At 65.1% G+C, this 15,850-nt stretch carries 18 protein-coding genes; 8 read left to right on the forward strand and 10 right to left on the reverse strand.

The features are described from left to right. Positions 1–11 precede the first annotated feature (11 nt). On the reverse strand, positions 12–815 hold the full coding sequence (locus tag AC1D02_RS18870) for an IclR family transcriptional regulator (protein WP_477319678.1): 804 nt from the start codon (positions 813–815) through the stop codon (positions 12–14). Between the two features lie 254 nt (positions 816–1,069). On the opposite strand from AC1D02_RS18870, the gene AC1D02_RS18875 reads away from it, so the two are divergent. The 6 genes from AC1D02_RS18875 (at position 1,070) to AC1D02_RS18900 (ending at position 6,516) form a co-directional block, all read left to right on the forward strand. Beyond that, entirely contained in the window at positions 1,070–2,698 is a 1,629-nt protein-coding gene (locus tag AC1D02_RS18875) for an OFA family MFS transporter (RefSeq protein WP_477319680.1), read from the forward strand. A 113-nt stretch (positions 2,699–2,811) separates the two neighbouring features. Then, positions 2,812–3,669 (forward strand): formate dehydrogenase accessory sulfurtransferase FdhD, encoded by an 858-nt coding sequence (locus tag AC1D02_RS18880; RefSeq protein WP_477319682.1) that lies wholly within the window; start codon positions 2,812–2,814, stop codon positions 3,667–3,669. Then, positions 3,669–4,376, forward strand: coding sequence for an ABC transporter permease (locus tag AC1D02_RS18885; protein WP_477319684.1), 708 nt, complete (start codon positions 3,669–3,671; stop codon positions 4,374–4,376). Before AC1D02_RS18880 ends, AC1D02_RS18885 begins: the two co-directional genes overlap by 1 nt. Then, positions 4,373–5,026 (forward strand): energy-coupling factor ABC transporter ATP-binding protein, encoded by a 654-nt coding sequence (locus AC1D02_RS18890; RefSeq protein WP_477319686.1) that lies wholly within the window; start codon positions 4,373–4,375, stop codon positions 5,024–5,026. Before AC1D02_RS18885 ends, AC1D02_RS18890 begins: the two co-directional genes overlap by 4 nt. Before the next feature lie 12 nt (positions 5,027–5,038). After that, positions 5,039–5,845, forward strand: coding sequence for an ABC transporter substrate-binding protein (locus AC1D02_RS18895; RefSeq protein WP_477319688.1), 807 nt, complete (start codon positions 5,039–5,041; stop codon positions 5,843–5,845). 2 nt (positions 5,846–5,847) lie between these two features. Beyond that, a complete protein-coding gene (locus tag AC1D02_RS18900; RefSeq protein WP_477319690.1) occupies positions 5,848–6,516 on the forward strand; it encodes an NAD(P)H-binding protein in 669 nt (222 codons plus the stop codon). A gap of 55 nt (positions 6,517–6,571) precedes the next feature. Here the strand turns inward: AC1D02_RS18900 and AC1D02_RS18905 are convergent, their stop codons facing one another. From AC1D02_RS18905 to AC1D02_RS18945, 9 genes are all read right to left on the reverse strand, one after another. Continuing rightward, the gene (locus AC1D02_RS18905; RefSeq protein WP_477319692.1) at positions 6,572–7,237 is read right to left on the reverse strand and encodes a type 1 glutamine amidotransferase domain-containing protein; all 666 of its coding nucleotides are present in this window, start codon (positions 7,235–7,237) and stop codon (positions 6,572–6,574) included. Between the two features lie 68 nt (positions 7,238–7,305). After that, positions 7,306–8,769 carry a ribonuclease G gene (gene rng, locus AC1D02_RS18910; protein ID WP_477319694.1) on the reverse strand — a complete coding sequence of 488 codons (1,464 nt, stop codon included), beginning with the start codon at positions 8,767–8,769 and terminating at the stop codon, positions 7,306–7,308. A 91-nt stretch (positions 8,770–8,860) separates the two neighbouring features. Then, complete coding sequence (locus AC1D02_RS18915) at positions 8,861–9,481, reverse strand: Maf family protein (RefSeq protein ID WP_477319696.1); 621 nt, start codon at positions 9,479–9,481, stop codon at positions 8,861–8,863. A gap of 20 nt (positions 9,482–9,501) precedes the next feature. Continuing rightward, complete coding sequence (gene rlmH, locus AC1D02_RS18920) at positions 9,502–9,972, reverse strand: 23S rRNA (pseudouridine(1915)-N(3))-methyltransferase RlmH (protein ID WP_477319698.1); 471 nt, start codon at positions 9,970–9,972, stop codon at positions 9,502–9,504. A gap of 6 nt (positions 9,973–9,978) precedes the next feature. After that, positions 9,979–10,680, reverse strand: a complete 702-nt coding sequence (gene rsfS, locus AC1D02_RS18925; protein WP_477319700.1) for a ribosome silencing factor — start codon at positions 10,678–10,680, stop codon at positions 9,979–9,981. Beyond that, positions 10,680–11,330: a nicotinate-nucleotide adenylyltransferase gene (locus tag AC1D02_RS18930; RefSeq protein ID WP_477319702.1), complete on the reverse strand. Its 651-nt coding sequence runs from the start codon at positions 11,328–11,330 to the stop codon at positions 10,680–10,682. The genes rsfS and AC1D02_RS18930 overlap by 1 nt, the downstream gene beginning before the upstream one ends. Continuing rightward, complete coding sequence (gene hemF, locus AC1D02_RS18935) at positions 11,327–12,238, reverse strand: oxygen-dependent coproporphyrinogen oxidase (protein ID WP_477319704.1); 912 nt, start codon at positions 12,236–12,238, stop codon at positions 11,327–11,329. The genes AC1D02_RS18930 and hemF overlap by 4 nt, the downstream gene beginning before the upstream one ends. Before the next feature lie 178 nt (positions 12,239–12,416). Beyond that, complete coding sequence (gene purD / locus AC1D02_RS18940) at positions 12,417–13,685, reverse strand: phosphoribosylamine--glycine ligase (protein ID WP_477319706.1); 1,269 nt, start codon at positions 13,683–13,685, stop codon at positions 12,417–12,419. Positions 13,686–13,696: 11 nt separating this feature from the next. Next, positions 13,697–14,422, reverse strand: coding sequence for a YebC/PmpR family DNA-binding transcriptional regulator (locus tag AC1D02_RS18945; RefSeq protein ID WP_477319708.1), 726 nt, complete (start codon positions 14,420–14,422; stop codon positions 13,697–13,699). A 115-nt stretch (positions 14,423–14,537) separates the two neighbouring features. Here AC1D02_RS18945 and AC1D02_RS18950 point away from each other — a divergent pair, with 115 nt between their 5' ends. Further along, positions 14,538–15,449: a DMT family transporter gene (locus AC1D02_RS18950; protein WP_477319710.1), complete on the forward strand. Its 912-nt coding sequence runs from the start codon at positions 14,538–14,540 to the stop codon at positions 15,447–15,449. Between the two features lie 2 nt (positions 15,450–15,451). Next, positions 15,452–15,850, forward strand: a complete 399-nt coding sequence (locus AC1D02_RS18955; protein WP_477319712.1) for a methylglyoxal synthase — start codon at positions 15,452–15,454, stop codon at positions 15,848–15,850.

The raw sequence follows: 15,850 nt of genomic DNA on the forward strand, positions 1-15,850 counted from the left end.
GAGTGTGCGCGTCAGCCGCGGCCTAAATTGGTTTCGATGTCTTTTACCAGCTTCACCAGGCGCGGACCCAGGTCGCCGACCAGCTTGTCGCGCGACAGCAGGAAGGCCGGGCCGCCGCAGTTGAAGGCCATGACCTGTTCGCCGTCGGCGCCGAAGGCCGGCACGCCGACCGCGTGCACGTCGGTCTGCCACTCGCCGGCGGAGATGCAGAAGCCGAGGTCCTGGTAGTCCTTGTAAGCCTGCTCGACGCCGGCCTTGATCTTCGGCCAGCGTTCGGGATCGTGCTGGCGGACGTGATCCAGCAAATAATCGCGTTCGGCCTGCGGCAGCACGCACAGCAGCGCCTTGCCCATCGCGGTGGTGGCAAGCGGGATGCGCGAGCCGACGTCCAGCTTCAGCGTGACGTTGGCGCTGCTGCGGCAGGTTTCGATGTAGACCATGCTGAGGCGGTCGCGCGTGCCGAGCGACACCGAGGCCTGCGCGTATTCGGCCAGCTCCGCCATCGGTTCGCGCGCCATCTTGCGCACGTCGAAGTTCGACAGCATGCGGTAGCCGAGGGCCAGCACGCCGGCGCCAAGCTGGTATTTGCCGAGGGATTCGGAGTAGGCCAGGTAGCCGAGTTTGGTGAGGGTGTAGGTCAGGCGCGAGATGGTCGGCTTGGGAATCGACGTGCGCTTGGCCAGTTCCGCGTTGGCCAGAAACTGCTCGCCGGGGCGAAAGCAGCGCAGCACTTCGAGGCCGCGCGCGAGGGCGTTGACGAACTGGCGGTCCTTGCCCTCGTCGTCATCGCTGAACACTTCGATTTCAGGATCCATCGCCGCCCTCCGACATATGGAAGCAGTGTGCCGGTCGGTCACCTGCAAGTCAACGAATTTCGAAACGTGGGTTTGCACAGCGAAACAAAATGCGGCAAAAGAGCACAAAAATGGCGAGTTTGTATGTTTTTGTTCAGGACAGATTGAAATATTGCCTATTCATATGTATTTTGCATTATGTTACTGCGAGACATAAAAAAGTATTGGTGCAATGTATTCACATTGCTGTTTAGAACAAACCGAGGAGTGAGACGATGTCTTTTTTGGATAAGGAACGAACGATCGCGGGACCGGGCTTCAACCGCTGGCTGGTGCCCCCGGCGGCGCTAGCGATCCACCTGTGTATCGGCATGGCGTACGGATTTTCCGTGTTCTGGCTGCCGCTGTCGCGCGCGATCGGCGTGACCCAACCCGTCGCGTGCGCGGCCGGTATGGACTTTTTCGCGAAGATTTTTTCGACCACCTGCGACTGGCAGATCTCGATGCTGGGCTGGATGTACACGCTGTTCTTCGTCTTCCTTGGCGGCGCCGCGGCGCTGTTCGGCGGCTGGCTGGAACACGCCGGCCCGCGCAAGGCCGGCGTCGTCTCGGCGCTGTGCTGGTGCGGCGGTTTGGTGATTTCCGCGATCGGCGTCAAGACCCACCAGATCTGGCTGCTCTGGCTAGGCTCGGGCGTGATCGGCGGGATCGGACTTGGACTCGGCTACATTTCGCCGGTGTCCACGCTGATCAAATGGTTCCCCGACCGGCGCGGCATGGCCACCGGCATGGCGATCATGGGATTTGGCGGCGGCGCCATGATCGGCGCGCCGATGGCCGACAAGCTGATGAAGTTCTTTGCCACCCCCACCTCGGTCGGCGTGTTCGAGACCTTCCTCACCATGGCGCTGGTCTACTTCGTCTTCATGATCTGCGGCGCGATGGCGTACCGCGTGCCGGCGACTGGCTGGAAGCCGGCCGGCTGGACGCCGCCGGTGGGCCAGAGCAGCAATGCGATGATCACCACGCGCCACGTCCATGTCAGCAAGGTGCTGCGCATCCCGCAATTCTGGCTGCTGTGGAGCGTGCTGTGCCTGAACGTGACGGCCGGTATCGGCATCCTCGGGATGGCGTCGCCGCTGCTGCAGGAAGTGTTCGGCGGCCGCCTGCTTGGCCTCGACGTCCCGTTCAACGAACTGACGCTGGCGCAGAAGGGGCAGATCGCCGCGATCGCCGCCGGCTTCACCGGCCTGCTGTCGCTGTTTAACATCGGCGGGCGCTTCTTCTGGGCGTCGTGCTCGGATTACATCGGCCGCAAGGCGACCTACTTCGTGTTCCTGGTGCTGGGCGTGCTGCTCTACGCGTCGATCCCGACGATGGCGCACACCGGCCAGCTGGCGCTGTTCGTCGCCTTCTTCTGCATCATCCTGTCGATGTACGGCGGCGGCTTCTCGACCATCCCGGCCTACATCGCCGACTTGTTCGGCACGCAGATGGTCGGCGCGATCCATGGCTGGATCCTGACCGCGTGGGCCGCAGCCGGCGTGTTCGGCCCGGTGCTGGTGAACTACATCCGCGAGTACCAGATCGCGCACGGTGTCGCAAAGGCCCAGGCATACGACATCACGATGTACCTGCTCGCAGGGCTGATCGTGATCGGCATGCTGTGCAACCTGATGGTCCGGCCGATCGCCGACAAGCACTTCATGACCGAGGACGAGCTCGCGGCCGAGAAGCGCCTGGCCAACGAGCGCGACATCAACGCATCGTCCGGTTCAGCGGTCGCTGTCGGCAGCGGCGCCACCAGTTCGGCGGTGACGGTGTTCGCCTGGGCGGCGGTCGGCATCCCGTTGACGATCGGGATCTGGATCACGCTGCAAAAGGCCGTGCTGCTGTTTAAGTGATGTGTCGGGGCAGGTCCGCGGACTTGCCCCCCCCACACCCGGAAATTGACTTCGGCTAATTTTGTGAAATCCTGCTCCTGTGGCGAGGGGGAGGGTATGGCACAATACCTGCCATGATGCCTTTTTCTCCACTTCGCCCGCAGCTTTCACAGGCGAGCGCCGCGCTTACTCACGACGTCGAAGTCGTCGACGAGCGCGGGCGCCGTTCCACCATCGCGATTCCCGCCGAGCGCCCGCTGACGGTGTACGTCGACAAGCGCGAACTGGTCACCCTGATGACGCTGGGCGGCGCGCCCGAAGCGCTGACGCTCGGGTATTTACGCAACCAGCGCCTGGTCAAGGCGATCGACGAAATCGAGTCGGTGCAGGTCGACTGGTCGGTGGATGCGGTGGCGGTGGTCACGCGCAACGGCATCGCCGACGTCGAGGAGCGCACGTCGAAGAAGGTGGTGACCACCGGCTGCGGCCAGGGATCCGTGTTCGGCGGCCTGATGGACGAAATCGACAAGATCTCGCTGCCGGCGGACGCGCGCCTGCGCCAGTCGGTGGTCTACAAGATCGTCGACACCATCCGCACCCAGAATTCGATCTACAAGCAGGCCGGCTCGGTGCATGGCTGCGCGCTGTTCTCCAACAGCGGCGAGCTGCTGTACTTCTTCGAGGACGTGGGCCGCCACAACGCGGTCGACGCCATCGCCGGGCGCATGTGGCTCGACGACGTGGCCGGCGGCGACAAGGTGTTCTACACCACAGGCCGGCTCACCTCCGAGATGGTGATGAAGGGTGCGCAAATGGGCATCCCGTTCCTGCTGTCGCGCTCCGGCACCACGCAGATGGGGCACATGGTGGCCGAACGCGTCGGCATGTCGCTGATGTCGCGCTGCTCCGGCAAGCACTTCCTGCTGCTGACCGGGCAGCAGCGGCTGGAATTCGAGCCGCACCTGCTCGAACCCGTGGTGCGCCAGGCCTGATGTCCTTGCTCGACGCGATCCGCGGCGCCTTCGCCCTGTTCCTGTCGGGCGACGCCGCGCTCTGGCGCATCATCTGGATCTCCCTCAAGACAAGTTTGATCGGCCTCGCGCTGGCGACGCCGATCGCCGTGGCGCTGGGCTACGCGATCGCGGCGCACCGCTTCCGCGGCCGGCGCGTGACGATCTGGCTGGCCCAGGCGGCGCTGTCGCTGCCGACGGTGCTGATCGGGCTTTTGCTGTACCTGATGCTGTCGCGCGCGGGGCCGCTCGGCGGCCTGCACTGGCTGTTTTCGCAGCCGGGCGTCGTCGCCGGCCAGTTCGTCATCGCGATGCCGGTGCTGGTGGCGTTCACGCTCGCGGCGGTGCAGGCGGCCGATCCGCGTTATGCCGAAACGGCCATCGCGCACGGCGCCTCGGGCTGGCGCGTGATGACGACGGTGCTGTACGAAGTGCGCTTCGGCGTGATGGCGGCGATCATCAGCGGCTTCGGACGCGTGATCTCGGAAGTGGGCTGCGCGCTGATGGTCGGCGGGAACATCGCCGGCGAGACGCGCACCATCACCACCGCTATCGCGCTCGAAACCAGCAAGGGCGAATTCGCCCAGGGCATCGCGCTCGGCATGGTGCTGGTGGCGATCGCGCTGCTGATGAACGGCGCGCTGATGCTGCTGCAGGGCGACGCCCACATGGCGCGGGGCCACGTGTGAGCGCGCTGCTGGTCATCGAACACCTGCGCAAGCATTTCGGCGAGCGCCAGCTGTTCGACATCGACCGCTTCGCCCTCGATGCGGCGTCGGCGTATGTGCTCACCGGCGTGAACGGCGCCGGCAAGAGCACCTTGCTGCGCATCCTCGCTGGGCTTGAACACGCCGACGCGGGGGCGCTGACCTTCGACGGCAAGGCGCTGGCGCTGGATCCCTATCCGACGGCGATGCGCGCCGCGGTCGGCTACGTGCACCAGCATCCGATCATGTTTTCCACCAGCGTCGCGCATAATATTGGCTACGGTTTGCTGGCGCGCGGCGTGTCGAAATCGCAGGTGCAGGCCGACGTCGAGCAGGCGATGGAATGGGCCGGGGTGGCGCACCTGCGCGACAGCGACCCGGTGAGCCTGTCGGGCGGCGAGAAGCAGCGCGTTGCGCTGGCGCGCGCCAAGGTGCTGAAGCCGCGCCTGCTGCTGCTGGACGAACCGACCGCGAACCTCGACGGCGCCGCCCGGGAACAGGTCATCGCGCTGATCCCGACCTTGACCGCGGCCGGCGCCAGCGTGGTGATGGCCTGCCACGACCCCGACCTGATCGGGCTGCCGGGCGTGCAGCGACTTAAACTGCGCGATGGGCGCATCGAACACAAATAACCAGGAGAAGCCATGCAACGCCGCACCCTCTTAGCATTGATGATCGCCGCATCGCTCGTCGGCGGCGCGGCCTCCGCGGCCGACGTGATCCGCATGTCGACCACCACCAGCACCGAAAACTCGGGCCTGCTCGGCTGGCTGCTGCCGGCGTTCGAAGCCAGGACCGGCACCAAGGTCAATGTGATCTCGGTCGGCACCGGCAAGGCGCTGGAGCTGGCCAAGAACGGCGACGTCGACGTGACGCTGGTGCATGCGCGTCCGATGGAAGACAAGTTCGTCGCCGACGGTTACGGCATCGACCGGCGCGACGTGATGTACAACGACTTCGTGGTGGCGGGGCCGGTGGCCGATCCGGCGCGCATTCGGGGCGGGAAGGATGTGCTGGCCGCGTTCCGCAAGATCCACGCGAGCGGCGCCAAGTTCATCTCGCGCGGCGACAACTCCGGCACCGACATCATGGAGAAGAACTACTGGAAGGCTGCCGGCATCCAGCCGTCGGGCGCCACCTACATCTCGGCGGGCCTGGGCATGGGCGAGGTGCTGAACATGGCTTCGGAGCTGCAAGCCTACACGCTGACCGACCGCGCGACCTACGGCGCCTACAAGGCCAAGACCGGGCTGGAGATCGTGGTCGAAGGCGACAAGTCGATGTTCAACCCGTACGGGATCATCGCGGTCAATCCGGCCAGGCACAAGGACATCAACTACAAGGGCGCGAAGCTGCTGATCGACTGGATCACGTCGCCGGAAGGCCAGGCGCGCATCGCCGCATTCAAGCCGGCGGGCCAGCAGCTGTTCTACCCTTCGGCGGCGCGCTGACCATGAAAGTGATCCTGTTTGGCGCCACCGGCATGGTCGGGCAGGGCGCGCTGCGCGAGTGCCTGGCCGCGTCCGACGTGGAGCAGGTGGTCGCGGTGGGCCGCACGCCGACCGGCCTGCAACATGCCAAGCTGGTCGACCTGGTGCACGCCGAAATGTGGGATTACACCAACGTCGAGGCGGAGCTGACGGGTTTCGACGCCTGCCTCTTCTGCATCGGCGTGACCTCGTCCGGCATGGCGGAGAAGCAGTACACGCACATGACGTACGATCTGACGATGGCGGCGGCGTCCACGCTGGCGAAGCTCAATCCGCAGATGGTGTTCGTGTACGTGTCGGGCGCAGGCGCCGACAGCAGCGAGACCAGCCGCATCATGTGGGAACGCGTGCGCGGCAAGACCGAAAACGCGCTCCTCAAGCTGCCGTTCCGCGGCGTGTACATTTTCAGGCCCGGCATGATCCAGCCGATGTTCGGCGTGAAGTCGAAGACCACCTCATACAGGTGGTTCTACACGCTGACCAAGCCGCTCTTGCCGCTGCTGCGGTCGATGCTGCCAGATCAGATCCTGAGCACGCCGCAGATGGGACAGGCGATGCTGGCAGCTGTGCGTCACGGCGCGCCGAAGCGCGTGCTGGAAGCGCCTGACATAAATGCGTTGAGTCGGAAATGAACCCGGGCCGGTCCGAGATGGGGTCAGGTCCGCGGGACCAGACCCCAACGATGCGCTAGCGCTTCAGGTACTTCAGCGCCGCTTCGGCCGCGGGACCGGACGATGCCGGGTTTTGGCCGGTGATGAGATTTCCATCGACGACGACGTGCGGCGCCCAGTCGGCCCCCTTGCTGTATTTGCCGCCGTTCGCCTTTAGCATGTCCTCCACCAGGAACGGCACCACGTCTGTCAGCTGCACCGCAGCCTCCTCGGTATTGGTGAAGCCCGTGACCTGCTTGCCATCGACGATCGCTTTGGTGTGCTTGAAAATGCCCGGCGCGTGACATACCGCGGTCACCAGCTTGCCCGCACCGTGCATGGACTCGACCAGCTTGATCGAGTCCTTGTCCTCGGCCAGGTCCCACAGCGGGCCGTGGCCGCCGGGGTAGAACACGGTGTCGAAATCGTCGGCCGACACAGTTGACAGCTTGACCGTGTTTGCCAGCGCCTTCTGCGCATCGGCGTCGCCCTTGAAGCGGCGCGTGTCGTCGCTCTGCGAATCCGGCTCGTCGCTTTTCGGATCGAGCGGCGGCTGGCCGCCTTTGGGCGAGGCCAGCGTGATGTTCGCGCCAGCGTCCTTGAAGACGTAGTAGGGCGCGGCGAATTCCTCCAGCCAGAAGCCGGTCTTCTTGCCCGTGTCGCCCAGTTTGTCGTGCGAAGTCAGTACCATCAGGACGTTCATTGCATCTCCGTTTCAGCTTGCGAAAAAAATAAGCTTACTCCGATTCGCCCGAACTTCGCGCACGATCGCTACATCAAAATGACGTCGTACTGCTCCTGGTGGTACGCGTTTTCCACTTGCAGCGAGATGCGCTTGCCGATGAAGTCGCCCAGCATCGCCAGGTGTTGCGACTCTTCTTCGAGGAACAGGTCCACCACTTCCTGCGATGCGAGGATGCGGAATTCGCGCGGGTTGAACTGCTTCGCCTCCCGCAGCAGCTCGCGTAGGATCTCGTAGCAGATGGTGCGGCTGGTCTTGACCTGGCCTTTGCCTGAGCACGCCGGGCACGGCTCGCACAGGATATGCGCCAGCGATTCGCGCGTGCGCTTCCTCGTCATCTCCACCAGCCCGAGCGCCGAGAAGCCGCTCACCGACACTTTGGTGCGGTCGCGCGACAGGGTCTTTTTCAGCTCGGCCAGCACCGCGTTGCGATGCTCGTTGTTGTCCATGTCGATGAAGTCGAGGATGATGATGCCCCCCAGGTTGCGCAGCCGCAGCTGGCGCGCGATTGCATGCGCCGCCTCGAGATTGGTCTTGAAGATGGTGTCGGCAAAATTGCGCCCACCGACAAAGCCGCCGGTGTTGACGTCGATCGTGGTCATCGCCTCGGTCTGGTCGACGATCAGGTAGCCGCCCGACTTGAGGTCCACGCGCCGGCCCAGCGCGCGCAGGATCTCCTCTTCGACGCCGTACAGGTCGAACAGCGGCCGCTCGCCGGCATAGTGCTGCAGGCGCGGCAGCTCGGTCGGGGTGTAGGCCTTGGCAAATTCGACCAGGTTGACGTAGTTCTCGCGCGAGTCGACCTGGATGCTGGCCGTGTCGTCGTGCACGAAGTCGCGCAGCACGCGCTGGGCCAGGTTCAGGTCCTGGTACAGCAGGCTGGTGGCGGGCCGCGTGCGCGCGCCGAGGCAGATCGCGCTCCAGGTCTTGCGCAGGTAGTCGACGTCGGCCTGCAGGTCGGCGTCAGACGCTTCCTCGGCCATCGTGCGCACGATGTAGCCGCCTTTTTCTTCCGGCGGCAACAGGCTTTGCAGGCGGCAGCGCAGCAGGTCGCGGTCGGATTCCTTCTCGATCTTCTGCGAGATGCCGATGTGATTGTCCTGCGGCAGATACACCAGCATGCGGCCGGCGATCGAGATCTGCGTCGACAGGCGCGCGCCCTTGGTGCCAATCGGATCCTTGATCACCTGGACGGTCAGCACCTGGCCGTCGAACAGGATCTTCTCGATGGCGGTGGGGGCGACCGAAGGGCCGTCGTGCGGTCGCGCTTCCCAGATGTCGGCGACGTGCAGGAAGGCCGCGCGTTCCAGGCCGATATCGATGAACGCCGACTGCATCCCCGGCAGCACGCGCACCACTTTGCCGAGGTAGACGTTGCCGGCCAGGCCGCGCGTGAGCGTGCGCTCGATGTGCAGTTCCTGCACGGCCCCCTGCAGGACCAGCGCGACGCGCGTTTCCTGGGGCGTGATGTTGATGAGGATGTCTTCGTTCATAGCGCGATGATACACGGGCGCGCACTGGAAGTGGGGACCAACGGTAGGGGTCTGACCCTGTGGGTCAGACCCTGGTGTTGACCTTGGCCTTTTAAGGCAGCGGCACGCCGGCCATGCGCAGCAGCCTGGCCGTCTCGTACAGCGGCAGCCCCATGATGCCCGAGTGGCTGCCGTCGATGTGCTCGACGAACAGCGCGGCCAAGCCCTGGATGCCGTAGCCGCCGGCCTTGTCGTACGGCTCGGCGCTGGCGCAATAGGCCTTGATCGCCGCCGGCGTGAGCGTGGCGAAGCGCACCTGCGATACCTGGGTGACTTGTTCGGCCATTTTGGTGTGGTGCACCGCGACCGACGTCAGCACCTGGTGGGTGCGGCCGGACAGGCGCTCGAGCATGCGCGCCGCTTCGTCCGGGTCCGCCGGCTTGCCGAGGATCTCGCCATCGATGGTGACGGTGGTGTCGGCCGCCAGCACGGGGCGCGGCGGCATGCGGCGCATCTGCACCACGTTGAACGCGAACGCCGCCTTTTCGCCGGCCACCCGCGCGACGTAGGCCGCCGGAGTTTCACCTGGAATCTCGATTTCGGTCACGTCGGGGCCGCGCGCCGGATCGCTACGCAGCATGAGCAGTTCGAACTCGACGCCGATCTGGCGCAGCAGTTCACGCCGACGCGGGCTCTTTGAGGCGAGGTAGATTTTGTTATCGAGCAGTTTCATCGAAAAGGCTGGTGGATTGATCAGACGCGGTGATAGGGGTGGTTCTGCGTGATCGACCACGCCCTATACAGCTGCTCCGCGAGCATAACACGCACCACGCCGTGCGGGAGCGTCATGCTGGAGATGCGGATCAGTCCTTCGGCTTTTGCCTTGAGCTCGGGATCGAGGCCGTCGGCCCCGCCGATCAGGAAGGCGGTGTCGCGCCCGTCCTGCTGCCAGGCCATCAGCTGCTGCGACAGGCCGACGCTGGTGAGGTCCTTGCCGCGCTCATCGAGGGCAATGATGCGCACGCCTTTCGGCAGGACCGCCTCGATGCGCTCGCGTTCGAGCGCCATCGCGGTGGCGGCGGTCTTGCTGCCGGAGCGCTCGACCGGCTTGATTTCCTTGAGCACGATGCGCAGCTCGGGCGGCATGCGCTTGGTGTACTCGGAAAAGCCGGTCTCGATCCAGGCCGGCATCTTGTGGCCGACCGCAGCGATAATAAGCTGCATCGGCGCTTACTCTGCCTCGACCTTTTTGGCGACGCGCTTGATGACCTTCTTTTCCGGCACGGCGTCGGCCGCGACCTTTGGCTTGGCGACGCGCTTCGGCGGCTGCTCCTTGAGCGCCTTGACGGCCGCCACTTCGGTCTTGGTCGGCGCGACCTTGACGGTCTTGCCCACTGCCTTGGTCGCTGCCTTCTTGGCTGCCGGCTTGGCCGCGGCGGTCTTCTTGGCGGCGGCTTTCTTGGCTGCCGCAGGCTTGGCTTCCTTGATCGGCTTGACTTCCGGCGCTTCCTGGGTCGAAGCGAGGTGCTTCGACTTCGGCTTGGCGGCGGCTTTCGTCACTTCGGCCGAAGCGAGCGTGCCTGTGCGCTTGGCGGCGCCCAGCTTGACCGGCTTGTCGCCCCAGATTTCTTCCAGGCGGTAGTACTGGCGGATCGCTGGCTGCATGATGTGGACGATCATGTCGCCCAGGTCGACCAGCACCCATTCGCCGGTGTCTTCGCCTTCGATGCCGATCACGTCGCCGCCGGCATCCTTGACCTTATCGCGCACCGAAGCGGCGAGCGCTTTGGTCTGGCGGTTCGAGGTGCCCGAGACAACCGCGATGCGGTCGAAAAGGCTGGTCAGGTGCACGGTGTCGAACACGGTGATTTCCTGGCCCTTGACGTCTTCGAGTGCGTCGACGACCAGGGCTTGCAGTTTTTTGATATCCATTAGATTTTGTATAAATTATGTTGTTGAATGTAGTCTAGCACTACCGGAGAGATAAGCGAGTTTGCCTGTTCTCCCCGTTGCAGTGCAGCACGAACCTGGGTGGCTGAGACGTCCACGGCCAGCGTCTCGGCCAGGAAAACCCTGCCGGACGGTGTGGTACGAAGCTGTTCCAGGCTCCCCTGGCGTACCATGAATTCTTGTGCGACGGCCGGCGGCAAGGCCGCCTGGTCCAGCGCGTAACCGGGGCGCGCGCCCACGCCGATATGGGCGTAGTCGAACAGCGTGCGCCAGTCGCGCCACGTATCCAATTGCTGCAACTGGTCGGCGCCCATCAGAAAGACGATCGACGCATCCGGCCCCAGTTCCGCGCGCACGTGACGAAGCGTGTCGATGGTGTAGGTCGGCGTGGCGCGCTCGATTTCCTGGCGGTCGATCACGACCTCGAGGCCGGCTTCGCCGAACGCCAGTTCCAGCATCGCGACGCGGTTTTCCGCGCTGGTCTTCAGGCCATTTTTCTGCCACGGGTTCCCGGCCGGGATCACGCGCAGCTGGTCGGGGTGCAGCAGCGAATCGAACAGGGCGGCAAGCGCAACGTGGCCGTGATGGACCGGGTCGAAACTGCCTCCCAGCAGTGCGACGCAGAAGGTCACGTCGCGAGCCAGTCTTTGTGGACCAGGAAGTCGGTCGCCAGCGCGGCTTCGGCGCTGCCCGGCTCCGGGCGCCAGTCGTAGCGCCACTTCACGATCGGCGGCATCGACATCAGGATTGCCTCGGTGCGGCCGCCCGACTGAAGGCCGAACAGCGTGCCGCGGTCCCACACCAGGTTGAACTCGACGTAGCGGCCGCGCCGGTACGCCTGGAAATCGCGTTCGCGCTCGCCGTACGGCGTGTCCTTGCGGCGCTCCAGGATCGGCAGGTAGGCGTCGAGGAAGCTGGCGCCGACGCTTTGCACCATCGCATAGCTCTGGTCGAAACCGGCCTCGTTGAAGTCGTCGAAGAAGATGCCGCCGACGCCGCGCGGCTCCTGGCGGTGCTTGATATAGAAGTACTCGTCGCACCACGTCTTGAAGCGCGCGTGCAGGTCGTCGCCGAACGGCGCCAGCGCGTTGCGGCACACCTGGTGGAAGTGGCGCGCGTCCTCGGCGAAGCCGTAGTAGGGAGTCAGGTCCATGCCGCCGCCGAACCACCAGACCGGGTCCTTGCCTTCGGCGGTCGCTTCGAAAAAGCGCACGTTCATGTGGACGGTCGGCGCATACGGGTTGCGCGGGTGGAGCACCAGCGACACGCCCATCGCTTCCCAGGCGCGGCCGGCCAGCTCGGGGCGCGCGTGGACGGCCGATGGTGGCAGGCTGGCGCCGGTCACGTGCGAGAAGTTGCAGCCGCCGCGCTCGAACACATTGCCTTCCTCGATCAGGCGCGAAATGCCGCCGCCGCCTTCGGGGCGCTGCCACTCGTCGCGCACGAACGGCTTGCCATCGACGCTTTCGAGGGCGGAGACAATGCGGTTCTGCAGGTCGAGCAGCCAGGCCTTGACGGCTTGAGGGGAGGGGGCGGACATTCGGGGGCGCGGTCGGGGAATAAAAAAGTGAGGACGAATTGTACACTAATGCCGAACGGCAGCCGGGGTCAGGTCCGCAGGACCAGACCCCCGCATGTTGCATGAGCCGCCGCCCAAGTGCTGGGGTCAGGTCCCCAGGACCTGACCCCGGGTTTGTCGCCGCCGCATGCCAGCGTCTTTAGTGCTTCAGCCCGCGCCAGCCGATGTCGCGGCGGAACTGCGCGCCGTTGAAGTGGATCTTGTCGACCGTCTCGTAGGCCTGCTTCTGCGCCATCTTGACGCTGTCGCCCAGTCCGACCACGCACAGCACGCGGCCGCCCGCCGTCTGCAGGTTGCCGCCGACGATCGCGGTCCCCGCATGGAAGGTCACGCATTCCGCCGTCTCGGCCGGAATTCCTTCGATGACGTCGCCCTTGCGGGGGCTGTCCGGATAGCCGGCAGCCGCCATCACCACGCCAACCGCCGTGCGGCGGTCCCAGTCCAGTTCCACCGCGTCGAGCGTGCCGTTGACCGCGTGCTCCATCACGCCCACCAGGTCGCTCTTGAGGCGCGCCATGATCGGCTGCGTCTCCGGGTCGCCCATGCGGCAGTTGAATTCCAGCGTCCTGGGATTGCCGGCCGCGTCGATCATCAGGCCCGCGTACAGGAAGCCGGTGAAGATGATGCCGTCCTTGGCCATGCCGGCGATGGTCGGGTTGATGATCTCGCGCATGACGCGCGCGTGCATCGCCGGCGTGACGATCGGCGCCGGCGAATAGGCGCCCATGCCGCCCGTGTTCGGGCCTTCGTCGTGGTCCTTCAGGCGCTTGTGATCCTGGCTGGTGGCCAGCGGCAGCACGTTCTTCCCGTCGCACATGACGATGAAGCTCGCTTCTTCGCCGGCCAAAAACTCTTCGACCACGATGCGCGCCCCGGCGTCGCCCAGCTTGTTATCGGTCAGCATGTCCGCGGCGGCGGCGTGCGCTTCTTCCAGCGTCATTGCGACGACCACGCCTTTGCCGGCAGCCAGGCCGTCGGCCTTGATGACGATCGGCGCGCCCTTCAGTTTGATGTAGGCGTGCGCTTCCTTCACGTCGGTGAAGGTCAGCGAGTCGGCGGTCGGTATGCCGTGGCGCTTCATGAAGCTCTTGGCGAAATCCTTGGAGCTTTCCAGCTGCGCCGCTTCTTTGGTCGGGCCGAAGATCTTCAGGCCGCGGCCGCGGAACAGGTTGACGATGCCGGCTGCCAGCGGCACTTCCGGTCCCACCACGGTCAGGCCGATATGCTCGGCCTGCGCGAAGTCGGCCAGCGCGGCCGGATCGGTGATGTCGACGTTGACGAGGCGGACGTCGCGCGCGGTGCCGCCGTTGCCCGGTGCGACGTACACCATCTGGATGCGCTCCGATTGGGCCAGTTTCCAGGCCAGTGCGTGTTCACGGCCGCCAGAGCCGACTACCAGGATTTTCATAAGAGCCTTACTTAATCTTCGATCAGGGCGTTGGTATAGACTTCCTGCACGTCGTCGAGGTTTTCGAGCGCGTCGAGGATCTTCTGCATCTTGATGGCGTCGTCGCCGGTGAACACGGTCTCGGTGGCCGGCTTCATGATGATCTCGGCCACTTCGGCCTTGAAGCCGGCTTTCTCCAGCGCGTCCTTCACGCCGGCGAAGGCGAACGGATCGCACAGCACTTCGAAGCCGCCTTCCTCGTCCTGGATCACATCGTCGGCGCCGGCGTCGAGCGCCGCTTCCATCAGCTTGTCCTCGTCCACGCCCGGCGCGAACATCAGCTGGCCGCAGTGCTTGAACATGAACGCGACCGAGCCTTCGTTGCCCATGTTGCCGCCGTTCTTGTTGAAGGCGTGGCGAACTTCGGCCACGGTGCGCACGCGGTTGTCGGTCATGCAGTCGACGATGATGGCGGCGCCGCCGATGCCGTAGCCCTCGTAGCGCACCTCTTCATAGTTGGCGCCTTCCAGGCTGCCCGAGCCGCGCTGGATCGCACGCGTCACGTTTTCCTTCGGCATATTGGCATCGGCTGCCTTGTCGACGGCCAGGCGCAGGCGCGGGTTGGCGTCGACGTCGGCGCCGCCCATGCGCGCGGCGACCGTGATTTCCTTGATCAGGCGCGTCCAGATCTTGCCGCGCTTGGCGTCGGTGGCGGCCTTCTTATGCTTGATGTTGGCCCATTTGCTGTGTCCAGCCATGTCGAATGTTCCTAAGATGGTGTGCTTGAGTGGCCAACATTTTAGCATGGAGGGGCTGCGAAAATGGCCCGAGCCGCCGTCAGCGGCGATTCCTGAATCGCTCTACAATTGTTGGATGACGCAAACCGCAGCACTCAATCCTCAAGCCAGATCGGCCCTCGTCGGCGGGCTGGCGATCGCCATCGGCGGCGCCGTTCTGTTCTCGACCAAGGCCGTCGTCGCCAAGCTGCTGTACCGCTATCACATCGACGCCGTCACCCTGATCGCCTTTCGCATGCTGTTCTCGCTGCCGGTGTTCGCCGCGGTGGCGGTCTGGAAGATGCGCGCCGGCCCGCCGCTGCCTGTGGCCGACCGCTGGCGCCTGGTCGGCCTGGGCCTGATCGGCTACTACCTCTCCAGCTTCCTCGACTTCCTCGGCCTGCAGTACATCTCGGTCGGCCTCGAACGCCTGATCCTGTTCCTGACGCCGACCTTCGTGCTGCTCATGACGTCCCTGGTCTTCAAGCGCCACATCGGCCGCGCCGAGTGGATCGCGCTGGCGCTTTCCTACTGCGGCATCGTGCTGGTGTTCGTGCACGACCTCACCGGCGGCGCCGGCAGCACCGTCATCGGCTCGCTGTTCGTGCTCGGCTCCGCCGCCAGCTACGCGGTCTACCTGCTGTTCACCGGCGAGATGGTGCGGCGCATCGGATCGCTGCGGCTGGTGGCGTACGCGATGTGCGTCTCCTCCGCCGCCTGCATCGCCCAGTTCTTCATCCTGCGCCCGGCCAGCCTGTTGATCCAGCCGGCGCCGGTGTACTGGCTTTCGCTGGTAAATGGGATATTCTGTACGATCTTCCCGGTGTTCATGACCATGATCGCGGTGCAGCGCATCGGCGCGGCCACCGCCTCTCAGGCGGGCATGATCGGGCCGGTCTCGACCCTGTTCCTCGGCGCGCTGATTCTCGGCGAGCCTGTCACCGCGATCCAGCTGGCCGGCACGGCGCTGGTCCTCGGCGGTATTTATATGCTGTCCCGGAAAACATAACCATGAAACCTCGCATCGCACTGATAGCCCACGACAAGAAGAAGGACGACATGATCGCGCTGGCCGACGAATACCTCGACTTCCTGCGCGGCTGCTCCCTGATGGCCACCGGCACCACCGGCGGACGCCTGGCCAACGAGCTCGGACTGACCGTGGAGCGCAAGCACTCCGGCCCCTTCGGCGGCGACTTGCAGATCGGCGCCGACCTGGTGGAAGGGCGCCTCGACGCGATCATCTTCCTGCGCGACCCGATGACGCCGCAGCCGCACGAACCGGACATCAACGCGCTGGTGCGCGCCTGCGACGTGCACAACGTCGCCTGCGCGACCAACCTGTCGACGGCGCACCTGGTACTGACCCAATTGAAGCTGGCTTCCCGCAAACACACGCACGGAGGATGA

It is taken from the genome of Massilia sp. P1_C10 (genome assembly GCF_056406475.1).

Bases quoted from the DNA above. Each gene is read 5' to 3' on its own strand.
- AC1D02_RS18945 (WP_477319708.1), bottom strand. From the start codon at position 14,422: ATGGCTGGACACAGCAAATGGGCCAACATCAAGCATAAGAAGGCCGCC.
- AC1D02_RS18880 (WP_477319682.1), top strand. From the start codon at position 2,812: ATGATGCCTTTTTCTCCACTTCGCCCGCAGCTTTCACAGGCGAGCGCC.
- AC1D02_RS18905 (WP_477319692.1), bottom strand. From the start codon at position 7,237: ATGAACGTCCTGATGGTACTGACTTCGCACGACAAACTGGGCGACACG.
- purD (WP_477319706.1), bottom strand. From the start codon at position 13,685: ATGAAAATCCTGGTAGTCGGCTCTGGCGGCCGTGAACACGCACTGGCC.
- AC1D02_RS18900 (WP_477319690.1), top strand. From the start codon at position 5,848: ATGAAAGTGATCCTGTTTGGCGCCACCGGCATGGTCGGGCAGGGCGCG.
- AC1D02_RS18875 (WP_477319680.1), top strand. From the start codon at position 1,070: ATGTCTTTTTTGGATAAGGAACGAACGATCGCGGGACCGGGCTTCAAC.
- rlmH (WP_477319698.1), bottom strand. From the start codon at position 9,972: ATGCAGCTTATTATCGCTGCGGTCGGCCACAAGATGCCGGCCTGGATC.
- hemF (WP_477319704.1), bottom strand. From the start codon at position 12,238: ATGTCCGCCCCCTCCCCTCAAGCCGTCAAGGCCTGGCTGCTCGACCTG.
- AC1D02_RS18885 (WP_477319684.1), top strand. From the start codon at position 3,669: ATGTCCTTGCTCGACGCGATCCGCGGCGCCTTCGCCCTGTTCCTGTCG.
- AC1D02_RS18915 (WP_477319696.1), bottom strand. From the start codon at position 9,481: ATGAAACTGCTCGATAACAAAATCTACCTCGCCTCAAAGAGCCCGCGT.
- rng (WP_477319694.1), bottom strand. From the start codon at position 8,769: ATGAACGAAGACATCCTCATCAACATCACGCCCCAGGAAACGCGCGTC.
- AC1D02_RS18955 (WP_477319712.1), top strand. From the start codon at position 15,452: ATGAAACCTCGCATCGCACTGATAGCCCACGACAAGAAGAAGGACGAC.
- AC1D02_RS18950 (WP_477319710.1), top strand. From the start codon at position 14,538: ATGACGCAAACCGCAGCACTCAATCCTCAAGCCAGATCGGCCCTCGTC.
- AC1D02_RS18870 (WP_477319678.1), bottom strand. From the start codon at position 815: ATGGATCCTGAAATCGAAGTGTTCAGCGATGACGACGAGGGCAAGGAC.
- rsfS (WP_477319700.1), bottom strand. From the start codon at position 10,680: ATGGATATCAAAAAACTGCAAGCCCTGGTCGTCGACGCACTCGAAGAC.
- AC1D02_RS18895 (WP_477319688.1), top strand. From the start codon at position 5,039: ATGCAACGCCGCACCCTCTTAGCATTGATGATCGCCGCATCGCTCGTC.